The following is a 19881-nucleotide window of genomic DNA, read 5'->3' on the forward strand; positions in this document are numbered from 1 at the left end:
CCTTTATTCCTGAGACAGTACATGCCGTGCGGCAGCTGCTGCCCGATTAGCAGCTTCTGTGACCAGATCTGCATGTTCTTCAGTATTACTTTGCGGTTCAGCACTGATATCAGGAGCCTGCAATGGCAAAGTTGCCAGTACTGTACTACTGGCACTGACCTTATCACCAATAGCCACCAGCGCAGTAGCATCTTCCGGCAAATAAACATCTACCCTTGAACCAAAGCGGATAAAACCATAGCGGTCACCGCGATGTAATAAATCATGCGCATTTACGTAGCACAGAATACGCCGTGCTACCAGACCTGCAACCTGTACAAATGTTACCGGCCGGCCGGTTTTGGTTACCGCAAGAACTGCATTACGTTCATTTTGTGCACTGGCTTTATCCAGCGCAGCGTTCAGGAAACTGCCTTTAAAATAATCTACACGTTCCACTTTGCCATCAATAGGGCTGCGGTTAGAATGTACATTGAATACATTCATAAATACACTGATTTTAAGAGCATTCACACCACGGTAAGGATCGGTAGTTTTTTCCACAACCACAATACGTCCGTCTGCCGGACTCAGCACATCTTCGGGATTTGCAGGAATATCACGGGCAGGATCACGAAAAAACTGCACCACAAATGCTGTCAGCACCCATAAAGGCAGCGACCACCATCCGCACCAGAAAAAAGTTAATATGCTCAGCACCAGGCTACCAATAATAAACGGCCAGCCTTCCTTAGCAATCAAAGGATAAGGATACACACGCGACACAAGGCTACTCCTTTACAGATGAGATAATGCGGATGAACCGCGAGCTAAAACAATGACAAAATTATAACCCGAAATCCGTACCTTAAAGCACCGCATATAACTATAAGCAGATTTCAGCATAAGAACAATATAAAAACAGTACAATTATTAACCAAAGACCAGCTGAACCATAACGGTTACCATCTCAGCACCGCAAGCTGATACCCGACAACTTCACATTGAAAACACAGTTAAATTTTATTTAAAAAGAAAAACTGCCAGCATCACCAGAGCAATTACCGCCAGCCAGAAATTCTGCTGCCGCTGCGTACGCAGCAGATGAATATAGGCATCACGCCATTCAAGCTGACGCTTTTCATCTACAAGGGCATTAAGCTTACGCGGCAGTGCAGGTAGCATTTGCGCCCAGTCCGGTGCTTCCTGTTTTAGCGTTTTCCATAGCGCTTTCAGACCAATCTGGTTATGCATCCAGCGGGTGAGAAACGGTTTGGCAGTTGCCCATAAATCCAGCTGAGGATCCAGCTGTCTTCCCAGCCCCTCTATATTAAGTAATGTTTTTTGCAGCAGCACCAGCTGCGGCTGAATTTCTACATTAAAACGACGACTGGTTTCAAACAACCGCATCAGCACCATACCAAAAGAAATTTCTGCCAGCGGTTTATTGAAAATCGGTTCACATACAGCACGCACTGCTGCTTCCAGCTCCTCTACCCGCGTATCTGCCGGTACCCAGCCGGATTCCACATGCGCAGTAGCCACCCGATGATAATCACGATTGAAAAACGCCAGAAAATTAATTGCCAGATAGCGCTTATCATAATCTGTTAACGTGCCGACAATACCAAAATCCAGTGCAATATACCTGCCGTCATCTGCGACCATAATATTGCCCGGATGCATATCCGCATGGAAAAAACCGTTGTCAAATACCTGAGTAAAGAATATTTCTACCCCATAGCGTGCCAGCTGGTGCAAATCTATATTCTTTTCACGCAACTTATCGGTACTGGCAACCGGAGTACCGTCCATCCATTCAATTGTCAGCACCCGACGCGCACAATAATTATAGTAAACAGCCGGAATAATCAGCATAGTGCTTTTACTGAACTGCCGCCCGAGCAGGCTGGCATTTGCGGCTTCCCGCATCAGATCAAGCTCATCATGCAGATAATTCTTAAACTCTGCGACTACTTCGCGTGGCTTTAAGCGTTTGCCATCTGCAAACAGCCATTCTACCCAGCGCGCTCCTACAGCCATCAGAGCTAAATCCTGATCAATAACCGGCGCGATGTCCGGACGAAGAACTTTTACTGCAACCTTTTGACCGATACCGCCGGTCTCATTGAATAAATAGGCTTCATGAACCTGAGCGATAGACGCACTGGCTACCGGCTGCGGATTAAAGCGGGCGTAAATTTCTGCCAGCGGCCTGCCCAGCTCAGTTTCAATCACCCGGATTGCCACATCACTGGCAAACGGCGGCACCCTGTCCTGCAGTAAGGCCAGCTCACGCGCGTAATCAGCAGGGATTAAATCCGGCCGGGTGGATAATACCTGACCAAATTTAACAAAAATCGGACCCAGACTTTCCAAAGCCAGACGCAACCGTACCGCTGCATCCAGCTGCCGGTATTTGCGTCCGCGCGGCAGTAAACGTATCAGCCTTTGCAGCCATGACGGATGTACATGCTGCTGAACCAGATCCAGCAGACCATATACATACACCGTATGGATAATTACCCAAATTCGTTTAGGCCAACACCACATGCACGCAGCTCCGGTTTGTCCGAATAAAACGACTATTGTACGGGATTTTAACCATTTTTACCGAGCAATCGCTGCGCACAGCGGTATCACACTGTTTTAGCATTCTTTTCAGTCAGCTGTATTGCTCCATCAACCTTACCCGGCATAAAGACATAAGCGCGGCCGAAGCCAGTTACAAGGCGAGCCTTTTCAAGTTGTAGACGAAACAGCATGAAATCCGGCAATTCAGACAGCACATCTACTGTATTGCCCAGTTTTGTTTTCATTGCCTGTAAAGCGGCAATGCCATCAGCTGTGTTTTTTTCAATTACCGTAACCGATACCGTATAATTCAACCGAGCACGGGCAAAAATATTGCGTGCCGAAGCTTCATCTTCAATCAGCATCACACTAGCCTGCTCCTGTTGCTGCAAATTCTGTGTATGTGGTGCCAGACCGGATAATAAGATATACAAACAACCATCATATTCAGCAAAAGGCGCATAGCTTGCCTGAGGGGTACCATCCTGTGCTACCGTAGCCAGAACCAGAGAATTTAATTGCTGTAAACGTGTTACAGCAGCCTGAAGCTCAGCGACATTCTGTTGCTCACTCATACACTCATTCCTGTATCAGATTAACAATAACCAAAATTAATGATAATAATTTCCATCTGAAAATTCAAATTCCATTTGACCGTCATACCATTATTTATCATCGGCGAGGCATCATTATCAAACATACCGGGCACGGAAAAAAAGATGAACACAAATAAATCATCAAATCAGAATGCCATTAAAATCAATAAAATCGGTAATTATTTACCCGTATCAGAGTATTAATAACAATATAATAAGCTTTCACAGGCCAAAAATTAGGTAAAATTACCTTTCAGACATTATTCAGACTGAATTTAATCAATCAGCAGTGGTTAGTTACATGAGTACTCAGCATAATCCGGCAGCCAGTCAGCCTCAGAAGCGTTCCGGTCAGTTTAAACAGCGACTGCTTAAACTGATTTTATTTTGCGGCTTCTTTATTTTATTTATTTTCCTGCTTGCCGGTCAGGACAGCAGAACTGCGGCCAATCACAAACCATGGCACCGCGATCTGACTATTGCAGCCTTTGAACCGGACGGCTCCTTTCTTGCCCTGCCCTATTCTTACGTTCAGCAGTACACACTGGCCAATACCACTTTTCTGGCTAAAAAGCCTGACGGCAGCAAACAGAAAAATGATAACGATACCTTTAGTTATAAAGTTATTGAACAAAACGCACAACAACAGCTGATACGAACCAGCCTGCGTACATCACGCAGCATTACCATTGCCACCTATCAGGCTACCGCCGGCACAGTCACACCGATAAAATCAACGGTATATACAATAGATCAGATATCAATGGCTGCCGTTCTGGCATTAGTCAGCGTCTTGCTCCTGCAATTGATATATCGTTTTATCCGCCGCCGTTCTTTCAGAAATAAGACAAACTAATTTTTCAGTACCATCAATTTTCTGATTCATTCCAATACAAAAAAGCCACCTGTAACAGGTGGCTACATCAATTAGCCGAATAGCATAATTATTCCGGCTGTATCAACCCGTTTGTAGTCGGCACTTCCGCCACAACAGGTTGTTCAGCCTGCTGTTTTGCCAGTAATTCATGCTTCACATCCAAATAACGCTGTATGGTCTGCACCAGCTCCTGCGTACCTTCACGTGCCAGTGCACTGATTTGAAATACCCGCGGGGTTGTCAGATCAAATTCAAACTGATCATCCGGCTGCGGGTGATCCCAGCCAATATCTGCCAGAAACTGAGCCACACGTTTGGCACGCTCATCATCAGCCAGCATATCAATTTTATTCAACACCAGCCAGCGCGGCTTATCGTGCAAAGCCTCATCATAACGGCGTAACTCTTCAATAATCGCCAGCGCCTCTGCTGCCGGTTCCACACCTTCATCGAAAGGAGCCAGATCCACCACATGCAGCAGCAAACCGGTACGCGACAAATGTTTCAGAAACCGGTGCCCCAAACCGGCACCTTCAGCAGCTCCTTCAATCAAACCGGGGATATCAGCCATAACAAAACTGTGATTGTCATCACTGCGTACTACCCCCAGATTAGGATGCAGCGTTGTAAACGGATAATCAGCCACTTTTGGCCGTGCAGCCGAAACTGCACTAATCAGCGTAGATTTTCCTGCATTCGGCATACCGAGCAAACCCACATCCGCCAGTACTTTCAGCTCCAGCAATAAACTGCGTGCTTCACCTTCTTCACCGGGTGTGGCCTGCTTAGGAGCACGGTTTACTGATGATTTAAAATGAATATTACCTAAGCCGCCTTTACCACCTTTAGCCAGACATACCCTCTGACCATGATGAGTTAAATCCGCCACAACCTGTTCCGTATCAACATCACGAATCAGCGTACCTACCGGCATTCTCAACTCAATATCATCAGCCCCGCGACCATAACGGTCTGAACCATGACCTTTTTCACCGTTTTTGGCCTGATAGCGTTTAACAAAACGATACTCCACCAGGGTATTAATATTTTCATCGGCTACAGCCCAGACACTGCCGCCTCTGCCGCCATCACCGCCATCGGGGCCGCCCTTAGGCACAAATTTTTCGCGGCGGAAGCTGGCCGCACCATTGCCGCCGCGGCCGGCAACTACCTCGATTTTTGCTTCATCAATAAACTTCATATCATTCTCAGTTTGCAATATTTATGCCGGGCAACCAGTCTCAGTAATACCCTTGTGAACACCTCATAGCATGATTATAGCCAAAGTACAGAATATCTGTGCTGCCTCTTCACACCAGCTGACCTGATAACAAAAAAGCCCTGCCAGACAAGGCAGGGCTTAACATCAGTAAAAACTTACTCGTCTGCGCCGGTATACGGACGCACACTTACGGTTTTACGGTTCAGCGCGCCCTTAACGGCAAATTCCACATAACCATCCACTTTAGCGAACAGAGTGTGGTCTTTACCCATACCTACATTTTCACCTGCGTGAAAACGGGTACCACGCTGACGAACAATAATTGAACCAGCCGGAATCAGCTCATTACCAAAGGCTTTAACGCCCAGGCGTTTGGCTTCTGAATCACGACCGTTGCGGGAGCTACCGCCTGCTTTTTTGTGTGCCATTCTGTTATTCCTTCACTCAATTAGGCAATCGCCACGATTTCAATCTGGGTAAAATTCTGGCGGTGACCCTGACGTTTCTGATAGTGTTTACGACGACGCATTTTAAAAATACGTACTTTATCGTGACGGCCATGTGCAACCACTTTAGCGGTTACTTTAGCGCCCTCAATAAAAGGCGTGCCCACTTTCACCGCTTCACCGTCAGCAATCATCAAAACTTCATTCAGTTCGATCTGGCTGTCGAGTTCTGCTGGTATCTGTTCTACTTTTAATTTTTCGCCAACGGCAACTTTATATTGTTTACCGCCGGTTTTTACGACCGCGTACATACTCAACTCCAATAGGAATTCAATTAAAAAACAAAAATTAAATTTCCGCAAAAAACGGAATTCGCGATTATATCAACGCATGATTTTACTGTCAAAACAATAATAAATATCTCATGGCATATATAGCTCAGATTAATTAAGTCAATTAAAAATTAAGCCCCGCCGAAAGCTATTTATAGTGTCGCCGGGCATATGCAAGACCCGTTACATTCACTGACTGGTCACAGCCAAAGCAAGCCCGCTCAAACTATGGCATAGATGTCTTAGATGGCGTATTAACTGCTGTCACTTAACAGTCATTAGAAGAAATAATAAAAAGCACCATAACCATTCCCTTAAATATGACAAATACCGGTTTTACCTTACCGGATAATCACCAACTAGATACTCACTATCATGATGCTTTATCGCAGCCATTACCCATGCCAAGCCCTTATTGCATGCAATTAGATGAATCTTGGAATAACGAGATTTTGTCCTATAATCCGAAACGCATATTTAATCCTGAAGCCTATCATTTAGGTGGTTCCGGCATGATTAGTAATGCACCTGATTTTATGCAATTTATTTTATCATTAACATCTTCAAGTAATGCTTTAAGTTCCGGTAAATTAATGGATAAAATGGCGAAGTACTACATAACTGATTTATATTAATAATTTATCATACTCAGACTTGAGCTGAATTATTCATTGTCATAAAATTTGCTCTCCGGTCTACCGTACAAACACACAAAAATACTTTACAAATATTGCAGCATAACTGTTAACCGGCTGCCGGATATATTACCATTTGTGACGGATGCACCGCTTTGAGCATAGAATTTCTGCTCCGGCTTGTGTATACATCAGCATAATTTACCTAACCGATTCACAATTGCATCTTTATTAACCCAATCTAACTTTTCTCATTTCCCAAATGAATTTCAAGTATAATAATACACAAAAGTGCCCGGCAGTTTCGGGGACACATGGCTAAAACACATCATCATTACCAGTTGCAGAAACACTAAACACATGCTTGAGAACCTGCCTTATTTCCAGAAACATCTGCCTGAAGACTTAAACCGTGTTAATGCGGTAATCAACCGTGCTGTTGAATCCGAAGTTGTCCTGATTTCACAAATAGGCCAGTATATTATCAGTGCCGGCGGTAAACGCCTGCGCCCGATAATTACCATCCTTGCCGGCAAAGCACTGGGCTATACAGAAGACCCGCTTTTTTCACTGGCCGCCATGGTGGAATTTATCCATACCTCCACATTGCTGCACGACGATGTAGTGGATGAAAGCGACCTGCGCCGCGGCCGGAAAACTGCGAATAATCTGTTTGGCAATGCCGCTGCTGTACTGGTGGGCGATTTTCTCTACACACGAGCCTTCCAGCTGATGGTTGGCTCCGGCAGCCTGCGTATTCTCGAAGTGATGGCAGAAGCCACCAATATCATTGCTGAAGGTGAAGTCATGCAGCTGATGAATATTGGTAATATTGATGTCACTGAAGAACAGTATTTACAGGTAATCGAATACAAAACCGCCAAACTCTTTCAGGCGGCGGCACAGGTAGGTGCCATACTTGCCAAGGCTACAGAACAGCAGGAACTGGCTTTAAAAAATTACGGTACATATCTGGGCTCAGCTTTCCAGATTATCGATGATGTACTGGATTATGCCGGTGATGTAGAAACCATTGGTAAAAATGTCGGCGACGATCTGGCTGAGGGCAAACCTACCCTGCCGCTGATTTACCTGCTTAATCAGGGCAGTGCTGCGGCCAAAGCCGATGTACGCCATGCTCTGGAACACGCCGACCGCAGCTACTTCAACAAAATTCACGATCACGTAATCAACTCTGATGCACTGGCTTATTGCACTATGCAGGCAAAAAAAGCCGTAGATGCCGCAATTAACTGCCTGAATGAGTTACCGGTTAATGAAACCACCCAGGCTATGCGAGATTTAGCCTTGGCATCTTTAGCCCGAATCTCTTAAAATAGCGGGCTATGGCAGATTTCAGCCATAGCTCTGTTTTTAAAAAGTCTCGCCGTAGTTCAACGGATAGAACACATGCCTCCTAAGCGTGCGATACAGGTTCGATTCCTGTCGGCGGGACCAAAGAATTGTAATTTATACATCTTAGATATAGACACATTAAAAAATATCATCTCTACTCTGTGTTTATATATATTATCAATGTACTATTTACAAGTCGCTTATTAACAAATGGATTATGATTCAATTAAAACCGGAGAACTATACCTAAAACTTTATTATAATATTTCTAATATGATAGAAGAATTTATCATTAAGAACCAATATTAACAGCTTAGTGAAATCAAATATTATTTTCATAATACAAATCAATAAACTATTTAAGCACATAGCAAAATTTCTTACCTAGCTGCTTTAAATAAATAATTGGGGTATGTGAGTGATAACCAGAAAAACAGCCTTAGTTTTATTACCTATTTTATATATTATATCTACTTTAGCTCTTATATATGGTTTAGGTTATTACTATGATTTTGATCATACAGTTATTTCTACTGGATTATTATTTTTAGGTTGTTACATATTAAGTTCGGCAAATAAATTTACTTTAATAAGTCTGTTAGTTACGTTTTCCGTATTATCATTTTATTTTCCTACAGGGATAAATTACGGCAAACCAACAGCTGATTTATTAATGCCACTATTACAAACTAATAAACTTGAAATTATTGGTTATCTCATGGCTGTTAAACAGCAAATTTTAATTACTGTAGTATTTATATTTATTCAAGGTTTAATTTATTATTTAAATAAAATTATAAAAACACAAAAAATTAAGAAAAATAAAATTTCACAATTTGTCTCAGTAATAAGCTTTATATTCTTTTATATAATAACTTTATTCGGCATTTCTTATCAGCAGCTGGAAGTAAATGATAGTGCATTTTTAAAAAACATCATATCTGCATATCAAGAAATAAATTCAATACATGAAGAAATGAAAAAATATATTGGCAGTAATAATAACAATATCCGGGTAAGTCGGTTAAATGAAGATGATAATACTGAAATATTTTTAGTCGTAATCGGTGAATCTGTACGAAAAGATTATTTATCCGTATATGGCTACCCTCTCAATACAACTCCTTTTTTAAATACAGCCAATGGAATTTTTATTGATGGATTAGTGGCTGCTGGTCCGAATACAGAACAATCCTTAACTAGAACTTTATTTAAAGCCTATCCTGAAAAAAATAAGATTGACTGGAAAATTAATTTCGTTTCCTTAGCAAAAAAATCCGGGTATGAGACTTACTGGGTTAGCAATCAGGGCACAAGTGAATATGGAGATAATATTTTTTCTGCATTAGCTGGTACAACTGATAAATCCAAATTTTTAAAAAAAGGTCCATACTATACTAACTTTAATGATGATGATCATATGTTACCCATTGTTTCGGAAGTAATAAACAAAAACAGTAACAAAAAAGTAGTTTTTGTACATATGATGGGCTCTCATGAACCAATATGCTCGCAAATTAATGATTTTAAATCAAATTTTAAACTAAATAATCAAGCTGACTGCTATGTGGCAAGCATTGAAAAATTAGATTTATTTATAAAAAAACTTACAGAACTTATGAAAGGAAAAAAATATAAATTAATGTATTTTTCAGATCACGGATTATCGGTTGAACCAGATCGTGTTTTTCATGATCTGAGTTTATTACAAGAATATCAGGTACCATTGTTTTATTTAGCCCCGGATGAAAAAAAACATATTCTGGTAAAAAAAGCGATTAGCGGATTAAATCTAATTGATTTTTACTCTACTTTCATTAATATAAAAACAAATGTAACGAATGAGAATTATACCTTCCAGTATGCTGATAAACTTCCGGATAATTCTAATCCGATTATTTACTGGAAAAAATATAGACATCTTTCTGATATAGTAAAAAATCAGCCTCCCATAACTGATATTGAAGTTAATTCGGCTAGTATAAATATAAAACAATAATAATAAATAAGTTCCATTCACGGATATATTAATATCGCTAATTTAGTCATACATTCATAGAAATTTATTGATTAAAAATTTTGAATTAATTTTTTTCTGCTATAAGAATAGCTGCATTTTCTGCTAGATTCGAAGATTTTCAATTTCTAATGTTACCGAAACCAGCTTTTGTTTTCATTGGTTAGAAACCACTTTCTGCATAAACTTATATTCAGTTGCAGGCTGATAAGAGTAAAATCACTTTTACTACCATAAATTTTTTAATAATTTTATCAATATACTTATTTCACGCTTAGTAATATTTTTGGTAAATAAATTTTTATTAGAGAGTTATTCTCTTTGTAAACAAACACGATAAGTCTGACATTATTTTGTCAGACTTATCGTCATTCTTGCAGACAATCAAAAATACTAAATAAGTTAGGTTTACTATTTTTCCTGCTGGTAATAAATTTTATAAAACTTACGCCCGTCTTCATCCCGCCCTTTTTCAATCATATCTTTACCACCGTGGATATAGATATGAAAATTTTTATCCAGCTTCACCACGCTTTTAAAATATTTCTCCTGCTTTTTTACCGCTTTGGGAGAAATAGCAAAGCTTTTAACCGGTTCTAATTGATTTTCCTGCACATAATTCTGACTGAAATCCTGATATTGCTGAATCAAATCATCATTTGCAAAAACCCGCTGCTCAAACTCCTGCAAATCAAACTGCTCATTATTTTTAAAGTAATCAACAGACCTGTTCAGCAAACCGATTTTTTCTGATTTACTCGCCTCATCATCAGCATCCATGGTCTGAGCAATAAATTGCTTGGCTGTTTCCATAATCTGAGTAGTCTGATGATATTCATTATTAACAGGTCTGATACTTAAAAAATCCTCAGTCCAGTATTTGGCCTCTGCATGTTTGTTGGTATTATCTACAACAGCAACCAGATAGCCCTGCTCTGAATGCAGATTAAAAATCAGACAGCCTTTATCCAGTTTCTGAATGCTTAATCCTTCAATATCAGCTAAATCATAACCATTCTGCCGGTCTTCAACTTTCAGAATTCTCTGCTTATTTTCTGATTTAAAAATACCAATACAATCCACTACTTCATCATCTACCGTACAGTCCGCAAGATAAAATACACCCAATTCACCGGGCTTAATTTGCGGATGATTACTTTTTTCATACAGATAACGCCCCATATTTTTTGACTGATTAATAAAATCATCAATATCTGTATGCTCAAACATGGCTTTGATAATGGCATAAACCGGATTGAGCTCTAAATCAGGAAAAAAATGAAACTGATACAACTCATCAAATTTAAAATTGGAAGTAATCAATTTATTAAGAATTTCTTCGACATTTTTATAATTACTTAACTCATCACATAATCGTACACCATCCGCACTACTTTTGTTGCCAATATAATGTATAACCAATTTTTCAAAACTACCTAAATGAATATTACGCATCGATTTAATCATTTTTAATTAATTGTTGAGGTATTAAAGCAACACCATTTAAAAACTCATCAACTGTATGGAAATGAATAAGAGTATTTTCCCAATTTTCTTTAGGAGCATGTTCTACCATAAATATTTGAAAATCTGTGTTTTTCTCATTTATTACTATATCAATAAATTTATTAAGTAAATTAAAAGCATGGGAAAGTTTTAAATTATCATCATTGCCTTCATAATAGGGAATACTCGGTTGGTCAATAAATAAAAATTGTGGTAAATAAGAAAATTCATTATCTAGCAAATAAGTATGTAATCCAAGATAAAAATATAAATGCATAAACATGAAATTAGACTTACTACCTAGATTACCTATTGGAAACATATCATTTGATGGATATAATTTCAATGACATTTCTTCAACTATAAATTTAGTTACATAATTTTTGTAAACAGGTATAGAGTTATACAGAGAATAATAGAATTGAATTGACATATTTAATTTATTTATTTTCTCTTCTTTATTTGTACTAATTTTTTTCAAAACATCCAATAATTCTATATTTTTTTTCTTTTTATCTGCTAATGTTTCTTCTTTAACATTAACATATTTCCTAGTATAAAACTGTTTAATGTTGTTTAGTTTTCCTTTTATATTACCTAAGATAAAACAGTTATAATTTTTTTCTAAGGGAATATTTTTATTTTTTTTATTTTCTTGAATAATTTCATTATCGATTAGCTTTATCTCTTCTTGAATAGAAGTAATCTCATTTATAATATTATTAGGAATAAAATTATTACTATTTGTTTTTTCTTTAATATCCAATAATGATACTTTTAAATATTCTAAAAACTCCTGTGTTTCTAAAGGATATATTATTTGGTCTGATAAATTATCATATAAAAAATCAATAGGTTGTAAACTATCTGCAGATTTAATTAAATTATTACGATAATTATTTAATTCCTTTTTATATCTTTTAATTATAAATAATTGATCTTGCAAAATTTTCTTACTACTATTCAATTTATCAATTTTTTTCAAAACATTATTATTATCAATAATATTAATATCAGGTATAATACTTTCAATAGCTTCAATAATTTCATCAACTGTTTCAAAATTGAGAGATTCATCAAGAAGCTTGTATTTTTTACATTCATCCAAAATTTCTATTAAATCATTTTTATATTTAATATTATTGTTATTATTTCTTCTTTTTTTATCTTCAAATTTTTTAATGTATTCCTGAATTTCGTTTGACTCTTTTTCAGTTTTGATGTTTTCTAGAGTGGTTATACCAGTTATAAAATTAAATATTGTTTTTAATTTAGTTATATAATCCATTCTTGGATATTCTTGCTCAAAATATATTGTATCGAAATACAATTCTTGAGATGCAATTATATTTTCCGTTAGAGAATTAAATAGTAAAAAATCTCTATAGGAAATATTTAAAATATCCTTTAATTCCTGAGTTATATTAAACGCTGCATTCAAAGAATTTTGTATTTCCTGTCTATCCGAATTTTTATACGGAATTTCAGGAAAAGAATTTTTACCAAAAAATACATCAATTGAAGAAATTCCATTATTAGCACTTCTTCGTGCAATAAATACATTTTCATTGTTAATAGTGAAATTTATACCAAACCAATCAACTGCCTTTATGATAGGCATTGCAATTTTAACCTGATCTGAAAGTAAACAGTAATCAATAATATTAAGAAAACTACTTTTACCGGTATTTGAATCCCCTGTAATAACATTTATTTTATTTGGCAAAAAATAGTAAGATTTTGATGTAGCTTTTTTATCTTTAAACCATAATTTAATTTCATGAAGAATAAATTTCATAATTGTATTTTCAAAATTTTATATAATTTATCAGTAGAGTATAAACTCATTATATCAATAATTTTAGGAATCACTTTACTAATTTTATTAAATCGCTCACCTAACTCTGTATTTTCAAATGTAATTGCCCCTTTTTTTATTATATTTATATTTTTACCGATTTCAATCAAATTATATTTTGACAATATAATTAATGAATTTATACAAACTGGCAAAAGCATTTTATATCTGGAATTAAAAGATAAAAATACATGTGGCTTATCGTCAATTAATTGCTGTAGTATATGCAGATTTTTCATATCTATTTTTTTTATATTAAAATAATTAACCATTCTTTGGTCAAAAACTAATGGCAACAAAAGACACGAACGGGCTATATCAAAAGTTTGACAATGATTCAATGCTGCAATAAACACACAACATGCCAAAGCTTCATTATTATATATATAATAAAAATCTTTCATTATTTATACCTATTCTGCCAGTCATAATGCCATCCAATTTCTAATTTATTAGAAAGCAACCAAAAAAAACCATTACTAAATTCTATACTTAATTGAGAATCATAATTTGACATTTTCACATTTAATTCTCTAACATCGTATACGATTTGAACACCGGTATCGTTAATTTCTTCTTCTAATTCATTAATATTTGTTCCCGAATTACACTTAAAATCAATATTTCGGTAGCGTCTATCGAATATATTATTATAAAGTCTAACACATTCATCTTTATAATCTTGTATATCAGCATAAGTAATAGCCGAATCCGTAAGCCAAAATTTTATATATTTATCTGTATGTAGCATTTCAACACAGTATTGAATTAGTTTTGTTTTTTGTTTGAGAGAAGCAATACTAACCATTTTGATATCAATTAATTGCTTAGCAAAATTTAATTCTTCTAAATTTGCAGGGGGTTCTATTTTGCCAAAATCTCTTTTTGGAAGTTTTATTTTACTAATAGTAGAGGAATGAATCTGATTATAGATTATGCTAAATTGAGTTTTAGTAAGTATAAATTTTCCTGTTGCTTTAATTTGTTCAAATGAATTTCTCTTCAATTGAGAAAATAAATGTTCGTAGAATTTATCTACATCTTTTTCTTGTATATGATAATCAATTAAACATTTTTTACTTTTAGCAATGATGTCATCTACGTTTAGATCAATTTGGATTTTGCGTAAAAAGTCCCCAAGTGATTTATCAGATAAATTAAGTACTGAGTAAATTTCTCTTTTAATATTTTCAGAGTTAGTAGATTTTAATATTAACTCGATTTCATCTCTAGCTTCTCTCAAATTACCATTTTTCTTAAAATCATAAAGTAAATCAATAAATTGATTACCATTTGAATTTTCATTTTTATTACTTACTAACACAAAAGAATGTCTATCTAAAAAATCTTTTATTGTATTTATTTTATTTGCCCAGTTATAAAGTGTGTGCCATAAATCATTATCTAAATCAGTGAGATTTTTGATTGTACCATCTTGTTTTCTTTGAGAAGAATGCTTCAATTGAAATAAAATTGTAGTCCCATCTGCTTTTTCTAAGTGGACATCATCCAAAACCTCATAACCAATACTTTCATCTTCTTTTAATTGTAAAGCTCGAAAAACAAAATAATCAAATTGATAATCAAAACCTATTGCCTTTTGACCTTCTAAAATTTCTTTATTAGCTTGTGAAAAAGTACTCATAATCAGGATATAAATAGACCTAATTTAATAAAATAATTAATAATATTAAAATTATATTAATTTGTACATATAGGTTTAAAAAATGGTATTTTTTAAAAACTTCATTCAAATTATTTACAAATTTTATAAATGATTATTTTATATTATATGTTATTTCATACATGGCTTTATTGTATTATAAAAACAACATTTATTAAAATCAGCCTTTTATAAAAATTCATACAAACTAAAATTTTCATTATTAACCGGATGATAAGTTATTTTCGCAATTTACTTTACCATTTATTTTGTCAGGTTTATGAAAATCAACTTACAATTATTCTGTTTCATCTACAATATTTTATAATCCGTACTAAGGAAATGCTCCATGACATTCTGTACATCCCTACTCCCCATCACCGAAATTGCCCGCAACAGCAGCATTCCCGAACAATACCTTATTCCTTACGGCCGTGAAGTAGCCAAAGTTGATTTAAAGGTGATTCAGCCGGATAGCAAACAGGGCAAGCTGGTACTGGTGTCGGCTATTACCCCGACACCGCTGGGAGAAGGTAAAACAGTAACCACTATCGGGCTGAGTCAGGGGCTGAACTTTATCGGTAAGAAAGCAATTGCCTGTATTCGCCAGCCCAGTCTGGGACCGGTATTCGGGGTAAAAGGCGGGGCAGCCGGCGGCGGTAAGGCACAGGTTTTGCCGATGGAAAAGCTGAATCTGCATTTAACCGGTGATATTCACGCTATTACAGCGGCTCATGATCTCGCCTCTGCGGCTCTGGATGCACGCTTATACCATGAAGAACATCTGGGCGAGGAATTTACGGCACAAACCAAGCTGCCGCGGCTGAATATTGATAAAAACCGGATTGTCTGGAAACGGGTAATCGACCACAACGACCGTGCATTACGCCGGATTAAAGTAGGTGTGGGCTGTGGTGTTAATGGTGTGGAGCGTGAAGACGGGTTTGAGATTTCTGCTGCTTCCGAATTAATGGCGATTCTGGCTCTGGCGACGGATTTACAGGATATGCGCCAGCGTATCGGGCGGAGTATTCTGGCTTATGACACTCAGGGCAATCCGGTTACGGCAGAAAAACTTCAGGTAGCCGGTGCGATGACGGTGTTACTGAAAGATGCGATTAATCCGAATCTGATGCAGACAGCAGAACAGACTCCTGTACTGATTCATGCAGGACCGTTTGCCAATATTGCTCATGGTAATTCTTCGGTGCTGGCGGATATGGTCGGCCTGCAAGTGGCGGATTATGTGGTAACAGAAGCTGGTTTCGGCTCTGATATGGGCATGGAGAAATTCTTTAATATTAAATACCGCCAGACAGGTGTGGCACCTTCATGCGTTGTATTGGTAGCCACGGTACGCAGTCTGAAATCAAATAGCGGCCGGTTTAATATTAAGCCGGGTCAGCCGTTACCGGCAGAAGTTACTCAGTGTAATGTTGAACTGCTGGCTGAAGGCAGTGCTAATCTGGGCTGGCACATTCAGAATGCGAAAAGCTATGGCCTGCCTGTGATTGTGGCTATTAATCGCTTCCCGTACGACCATCAGGAAGAGTTGGATTTTGTACGCCAGTATGCGCTGGAACACGGTGCCTATGCATGTGAAATCAGTGATGCGTTTACTCAGGGTGGTGCGGGTACTCAGGCTCTGGCTCAGCATGTGGTCGCTGCCTGCAATCAAGAAAATTCGGTTACTCTGCCCTATGCTGACAATATGCCGCTGCCGGAAAAAATTCAGACCATGGTGAAGAAATACGGCGCGCGTCAGGCTAACCTGTCGGCACAGGCTTTGCAGAATATTGAAGAAATCAAGCAGCTTAAGCTTGATCATTTACCGTTATGCATGGTGAAAACACCATTATCTATCAGTGCAGACCCGAATCTGAAAAATGTTCCGACAGATTTTGATGTTGAAATTGCCCGTTTACAGGTATCGGCCGGTGCGGGCTTTATTCGTGTATATGCGGGTAATGTGATGACTATGCCGGGGCTGGGTACTCTGCCTGCTTATCAACAGATTGATATTGATGCTGAAGGCAATATTGTCGGTTTACATTAAAATTTAACAGAGCTGCCGGTCGGTTGCCGGCTGAGTGACAATTCATGCTTATGCCACAAGAGTTTTATGCTTTTGTGGCATTTTTATGTATATTAGTCTGAATTCAGCAGCCATGAACACATCTGAGCCTTGGATAAAGATTATGGCTTATGGCCAAAAGCTGGCTGCAATACCGATTATAAGGTTAAGATTAATTCAGCGCGGCTTATATGGTATTGTTCTGATTATTATTTATGTTTAGATTATAAATTATAGTTATTATTATTAATTTTAAAATTGAAAATTATTAAATATAAATTTAAAAATTAATTCATTTATCTATATTTTAAATTATCAAGTGTGATTTATCATTTAAATTAATATTTTTTAAGTTTTATATTACAAATGTATTTTCAATATGCTTTTTTTAATCTAAAATTATAAAAAGCTTACCGATTATTCTGATAAGTCTAACCGGTAAGCCACAATTCAGATTTCCGTATGTCTGTTGTGTTTTATTTATTCCGTTTAAGCCAGAGGTTGCAGTAATGCATCGAATGCATCCACAAACTGTTGTAAGCCTTCTTGCTGTAAGCGCACTGCTAGGGATTCAAGATTAATACCCAGCTTCTGAATTTCAATCAGTACGTTTTTAGCCTGCTGTACATCCTGTGTCAGTGTGGCATCGGCATGTCCATGATCGATAAAGGCATTAAGCGTGTTGGTGGGTACGGTATTAATGGTGTCAGCACCAATAATATTTTCTACATAGCAAACATCGGAATACGCCGGATTTTTAGTCCCTGTGGATGCCCATAGCAAACGCAGTGGTGCTGCCTGCTGTGCTGCCAGATCGGTAAATTCACGGCTCTGGATAAATTCCTGCCATTCCGCATAAGCTGTTTTGGCCAGTGCAATGGCGGTTTTACCCTGCAAAGATTCCGGCAGCGTGATGTCCAGAGCGCTGTCAATGCGGGACAGGAAAAAGCTGGCGACTACCTGAATACGGTTAACCGGCAGATTTTGTGCCAGACGCTGGCGAATGCCGGCAGCGTGTGCCTGCCATGCTTTGCTAAGCTGGGTTTTAGAAAACAGCAGGGTCAGGTTAACATTAATGCCCTGTGCAACCAGTGTGGTTAATGCCTGTATTCCGCTGTCTGTTGCTGGTACTTTTATCATGACATTGGGTCGGTTAAGAACTTCCCATAGTCGCTGGGCTTCGGTAACGGTAGCCTGAGCATCATCGGCCAGATCTGGCGCCACTTCAAGGCTGACAAATCCGGCTTTACCCTGACTGCGTTCATACAAGGGCAGACAGACATCACATGCAGCCTGTACATCGGCTACGGCCAGTTGTTCATAACGCTGTTTAGGGGACAGTGGCTGCTGTTTTAGCTGGTTAATATCATTCTGGTAAAGGGTATCGCTGGCAAAGGCTTTTTGAAAAATGGCCGGATTGGAAGTCACGCCACTGATACCCGCCTCAAGCATATGTGCCAGTTCACCTGACTGAATCAGGTTTCTGGAAAGATTATCCAGCCAGATTTGCTGCCCCAATGTATTGACTTGTGCTAATACGGCCATATTATTTCCTTATAGTAAATATACGTTAGATATGTTTTATTAAGGTTAATCAATCGATTAAACTGGTTATTCATGAATTATGGATTACTCTAACGAGGATGGTGTAATTTGACAAGTTCCGAAGCAAACAAAATAACCGGTATCAGGTTATAATCCGGTTAACTTTATTGTGTTTTCGTTTGCTTATTATTACTGCTGATGATGTTATGAATTTACAGGATAAATATTTAGGCTGGGGTAAAGAAGTTTTTGCTATTGAAGAGCAGTCGATACGTGAAGTTGCCAATAGTCTGGATGAGCATTTTGCTGAGGCGGTAACCACAATTCTCGACTGCCACGGACGGGTGATTATCACCGGTATGGGCAAAAGCGGTCATATCGGGCGTAAGATTGCCGCTTCGATGGCGTCTACTGGTACACCGGCTTATTTTGTACATCCGGCTGAAGCAGGACACGGCGATCTGGGTATGATTGTTGATGGCGATGTGCTGATAGCATTATCCAATTCTGGTGAAAGCGAGGAAATTCTGGCGCTGATACCGGCCATCAAACGTAAGCATGTGCAGTTGATCTGTATAACTGGTAAAACCAGTTCGAGTATGGCGAAACATGCGGATATCCATTTATGCGCACATGTATCACAGGAGGCCTGTCCGTTAGGGCTGGCTCCAACATCCAGTACGACGGCGGTAATGGTATTGGGTGATGCGCTTACGGTGGCACTGCTGCGTGCACGCCAGTTTACACCTGAAGATTTTGCGCTAAGCCATCCTGCCGGCAGTTTGGGTAAACGCCTGTTGTTAACGGTGGCTGATGTTATGCATGGCGGCCAAGATATGCCTCTGGTACAGGAAGATACGCCTTTGCGTGAAGCCATTGTTACCATGAGTGAAAAAGGTTTGGGAATGCTGCTGGTAGTCAATACTGCCGGAGAGCTTTGCGGTTTATTTACAGACGGTGATTTACGCCGTTTATTTCAGGATAACCAGCAATTAAAGGAATGGCTGATGGCCGATGTAATGGGACATACCCCTAAAACCATCACTGCCGGCCGGCTGGCGACGGAAGCCCTGAAAATCATGCAGGAGAATCATGTAAACGGGCTGGCAGTAATTGATGCAAATAATCGTCCGGTTGGTGCACTGAATATGCATGATTTATTACAGGCACGGATTGTTTAAATGCGTGAGAATGTTATGAC

16 protein-coding genes, 1 tRNA gene and 1 pseudogene are annotated in these 19881 nt (G+C 38.3%); 7 read left to right on the forward strand and 11 right to left on the reverse strand.

Features of this window, described 5'->3' with window-relative positions:
- Nucleotides 1-3: 3 nt before the first annotated feature.
- The 3 genes from H3V01_RS06805 to H3V01_RS06815 form a co-directional block, all read right to left on the reverse strand.
- Nucleotides 4-765 carry a phosphatidylserine decarboxylase gene (locus tag H3V01_RS06805; protein WP_041878867.1) on the reverse strand — a complete coding sequence of 254 codons (762 nt, stop codon included), beginning with the start codon at nucleotides 763-765 and terminating at the stop codon, nucleotides 4-6.
- A gap of 237 nt (nucleotides 766-1002) precedes the next feature.
- Nucleotides 1003-2532 carry a ubiquinone biosynthesis regulatory protein kinase UbiB gene (gene ubiB, locus H3V01_RS06810; RefSeq protein ID WP_198186328.1) on the reverse strand — a complete coding sequence of 510 codons (1530 nt, stop codon included), beginning with the start codon at nucleotides 2530-2532 and terminating at the stop codon, nucleotides 1003-1005.
- 86 nt (nucleotides 2533-2618) lie between these two features.
- Complete coding sequence (locus H3V01_RS06815; RefSeq protein ID WP_025331254.1) at nucleotides 2619-3128, reverse strand: HugZ family pyridoxamine 5'-phosphate oxidase; 510 nt, start codon at nucleotides 3126-3128, stop codon at nucleotides 2619-2621.
- A gap of 322 nt (nucleotides 3129-3450) precedes the next feature.
- Here H3V01_RS06815 and H3V01_RS06820 point away from each other — a divergent pair, with 322 nt between their 5' ends.
- Nucleotides 3451-4005 carry a hypothetical protein gene (locus H3V01_RS06820; RefSeq protein ID WP_084552083.1) on the forward strand — a complete coding sequence of 185 codons (555 nt, stop codon included), beginning with the start codon at nucleotides 3451-3453 and terminating at the stop codon, nucleotides 4003-4005.
- Nucleotides 4006-4093: 88 nt separating this feature from the next.
- On the opposite strand, the gene obgE is transcribed toward H3V01_RS06820, so the two are convergent.
- The 3 genes from obgE to rplU form a co-directional block, all read right to left on the reverse strand.
- Entirely contained in the window at nucleotides 4094-5227 is a 1134-nt protein-coding gene (obgE, locus tag H3V01_RS06825; RefSeq protein WP_198186329.1) for a GTPase ObgE, read from the reverse strand.
- 176 nt (nucleotides 5228-5403) lie between these two features.
- Entirely contained in the window at nucleotides 5404-5676 is a 273-nt protein-coding gene (rpmA, locus tag H3V01_RS06830) for a 50S ribosomal protein L27 (protein WP_025331257.1), read from the reverse strand.
- A gap of 20 nt (nucleotides 5677-5696) precedes the next feature.
- Nucleotides 5697-6005, reverse strand: coding sequence for a 50S ribosomal protein L21 (gene rplU, locus H3V01_RS06835; protein WP_025331258.1), 309 nt, complete (start codon nucleotides 6003-6005; stop codon nucleotides 5697-5699).
- 305 nt (nucleotides 6006-6310) lie between these two features.
- Here rplU and H3V01_RS06840 point away from each other — a divergent pair.
- The 4 genes and pseudogenes from H3V01_RS06840 to H3V01_RS11265 form a co-directional block, all read left to right on the forward strand.
- Nucleotides 6311-6661: pseudogene (locus H3V01_RS06840) on the forward strand (hypothetical protein); the annotation flags it as partial.
- Nucleotides 6662-7021: 360 nt separating this feature from the next.
- Nucleotides 7022-7996, forward strand: a complete 975-nt coding sequence (locus H3V01_RS06845; RefSeq protein ID WP_041878882.1) for a polyprenyl synthetase family protein — start codon at nucleotides 7022-7024, stop codon at nucleotides 7994-7996.
- 48 nt (nucleotides 7997-8044) lie between these two features.
- Nucleotides 8045-8119: transfer RNA gene (locus tag H3V01_RS06850), tRNA-Arg, on the forward strand.
- Between the two features lie 316 nt (nucleotides 8120-8435).
- Nucleotides 8436-10016, forward strand: coding sequence for a phosphoethanolamine transferase (locus H3V01_RS11265; protein WP_198186330.1), 1581 nt, complete (start codon nucleotides 8436-8438; stop codon nucleotides 10014-10016).
- A 429-nt stretch (nucleotides 10017-10445) separates the two neighbouring features.
- Here the strand turns inward: H3V01_RS11265 and H3V01_RS06860 are convergent, their stop codons facing one another.
- Genes H3V01_RS06860 through H3V01_RS06875 form a run of 4 tightly spaced genes read right to left on the reverse strand, consistent with a single transcriptional unit; the run spans nucleotide 10446 to nucleotide 15043 of the window.
- Nucleotides 10446-11489 carry a nucleoid-associated protein gene (locus H3V01_RS06860; protein WP_198186331.1) on the reverse strand — a complete coding sequence of 348 codons (1044 nt, stop codon included), beginning with the start codon at nucleotides 11487-11489 and terminating at the stop codon, nucleotides 10446-10448.
- Between the two features lie 4 nt (nucleotides 11490-11493).
- Entirely contained in the window at nucleotides 11494-13338 is a 1845-nt protein-coding gene (locus H3V01_RS06865) for a DUF3732 domain-containing protein (RefSeq protein ID WP_198186332.1), read from the reverse strand.
- The gene (locus H3V01_RS06870) at nucleotides 13335-13802 is read right to left on the reverse strand and encodes a three component ABC system middle component (RefSeq protein WP_198186333.1); all 468 of its coding nucleotides are present in this window, start codon (nucleotides 13800-13802) and stop codon (nucleotides 13335-13337) included. The genes H3V01_RS06865 and H3V01_RS06870 overlap by 4 nt, the downstream gene beginning before the upstream one ends.
- Nucleotides 13802-15043, reverse strand: coding sequence for a hypothetical protein (locus tag H3V01_RS06875; protein WP_198186334.1), 1242 nt, complete (start codon nucleotides 15041-15043; stop codon nucleotides 13802-13804). Before H3V01_RS06875 ends, H3V01_RS06870 begins: the two co-directional genes overlap by 1 nt.
- A 367-nt stretch (nucleotides 15044-15410) precedes the next feature.
- Between H3V01_RS06875 and H3V01_RS06880 the strand changes: the two genes are divergently transcribed.
- The gene (locus H3V01_RS06880) at nucleotides 15411-17117 is read left to right on the forward strand and encodes a formate--tetrahydrofolate ligase (protein ID WP_198186335.1); all 1707 of its coding nucleotides are present in this window, start codon (nucleotides 15411-15413) and stop codon (nucleotides 17115-17117) included.
- A 507-nt stretch (nucleotides 17118-17624) separates the two neighbouring features.
- Here H3V01_RS06880 and tal read toward each other — a convergent pair.
- Nucleotides 17625-18680 carry a transaldolase gene (gene tal, locus H3V01_RS06885; RefSeq protein ID WP_198186336.1) on the reverse strand — a complete coding sequence of 352 codons (1056 nt, stop codon included), beginning with the start codon at nucleotides 18678-18680 and terminating at the stop codon, nucleotides 17625-17627.
- A 206-nt stretch (nucleotides 18681-18886) separates the two neighbouring features.
- Between tal and H3V01_RS06890 the strand changes: the two genes are divergently transcribed.
- The gene (locus H3V01_RS06890; RefSeq protein WP_198186337.1) at nucleotides 18887-19861 is read left to right on the forward strand and encodes a KpsF/GutQ family sugar-phosphate isomerase; all 975 of its coding nucleotides are present in this window, start codon (nucleotides 18887-18889) and stop codon (nucleotides 19859-19861) included.
- Nucleotides 19862-19881: the final 20 nt, after the last annotated feature.

This window comes from Snodgrassella sp. M0351 (genome assembly GCF_016100575.1).
In the GTDB taxonomy this organism is placed as follows: Bacteria; Pseudomonadota; Gammaproteobacteria; order Burkholderiales; family Neisseriaceae; genus Snodgrassella; species Snodgrassella alvi.

Bases quoted from the DNA above. Each gene is read 5' to 3' on its own strand.
- rpmA (WP_025331257.1), bottom strand. From the start codon at position 5,676: ATGGCACACAAAAAAGCAGGCGGTAGCTCCCGCAACGGTCGTGATTCA.
- H3V01_RS06865 (WP_198186332.1), bottom strand. From the start codon at position 13,338: ATGAAATTTATTCTTCATGAAATTAAATTATGGTTTAAAGATAAAAAA.
- H3V01_RS06860 (WP_198186331.1), bottom strand. From the start codon at position 11,489: ATGCGTAATATTCATTTAGGTAGTTTTGAAAAATTGGTTATACATTAT.
- H3V01_RS06845 (WP_041878882.1), top strand. From the start codon at position 7,022: ATGCTTGAGAACCTGCCTTATTTCCAGAAACATCTGCCTGAAGACTTA.
- H3V01_RS06890 (WP_198186337.1), top strand. From the start codon at position 18,887: ATGAATTTACAGGATAAATATTTAGGCTGGGGTAAAGAAGTTTTTGCT.
- obgE (WP_198186329.1), bottom strand. From the start codon at position 5,227: ATGAAGTTTATTGATGAAGCAAAAATCGAGGTAGTTGCCGGCCGCGGC.
- H3V01_RS06820 (WP_084552083.1), top strand. From the start codon at position 3,451: ATGAGTACTCAGCATAATCCGGCAGCCAGTCAGCCTCAGAAGCGTTCC.
- H3V01_RS06880 (WP_198186335.1), top strand. From the start codon at position 15,411: ATGACATTCTGTACATCCCTACTCCCCATCACCGAAATTGCCCGCAAC.
- H3V01_RS06815 (WP_025331254.1), bottom strand. From the start codon at position 3,128: ATGAGTGAGCAACAGAATGTCGCTGAGCTTCAGGCTGCTGTAACACGT.
- tal (WP_198186336.1), bottom strand. From the start codon at position 18,680: ATGGCCGTATTAGCACAAGTCAATACATTGGGGCAGCAAATCTGGCTG.
- rplU (WP_025331258.1), bottom strand. From the start codon at position 6,005: ATGTACGCGGTCGTAAAAACCGGCGGTAAACAATATAAAGTTGCCGTT.
- H3V01_RS06875 (WP_198186334.1), bottom strand. From the start codon at position 15,043: ATGAGTACTTTTTCACAAGCTAATAAAGAAATTTTAGAAGGTCAAAAG.
- ubiB (WP_198186328.1), bottom strand. From the start codon at position 2,532: ATGTGGTGTTGGCCTAAACGAATTTGGGTAATTATCCATACGGTGTAT.
- H3V01_RS06870 (WP_198186333.1), bottom strand. From the start codon at position 13,802: ATGAAAGATTTTTATTATATATATAATAATGAAGCTTTGGCATGTTGT.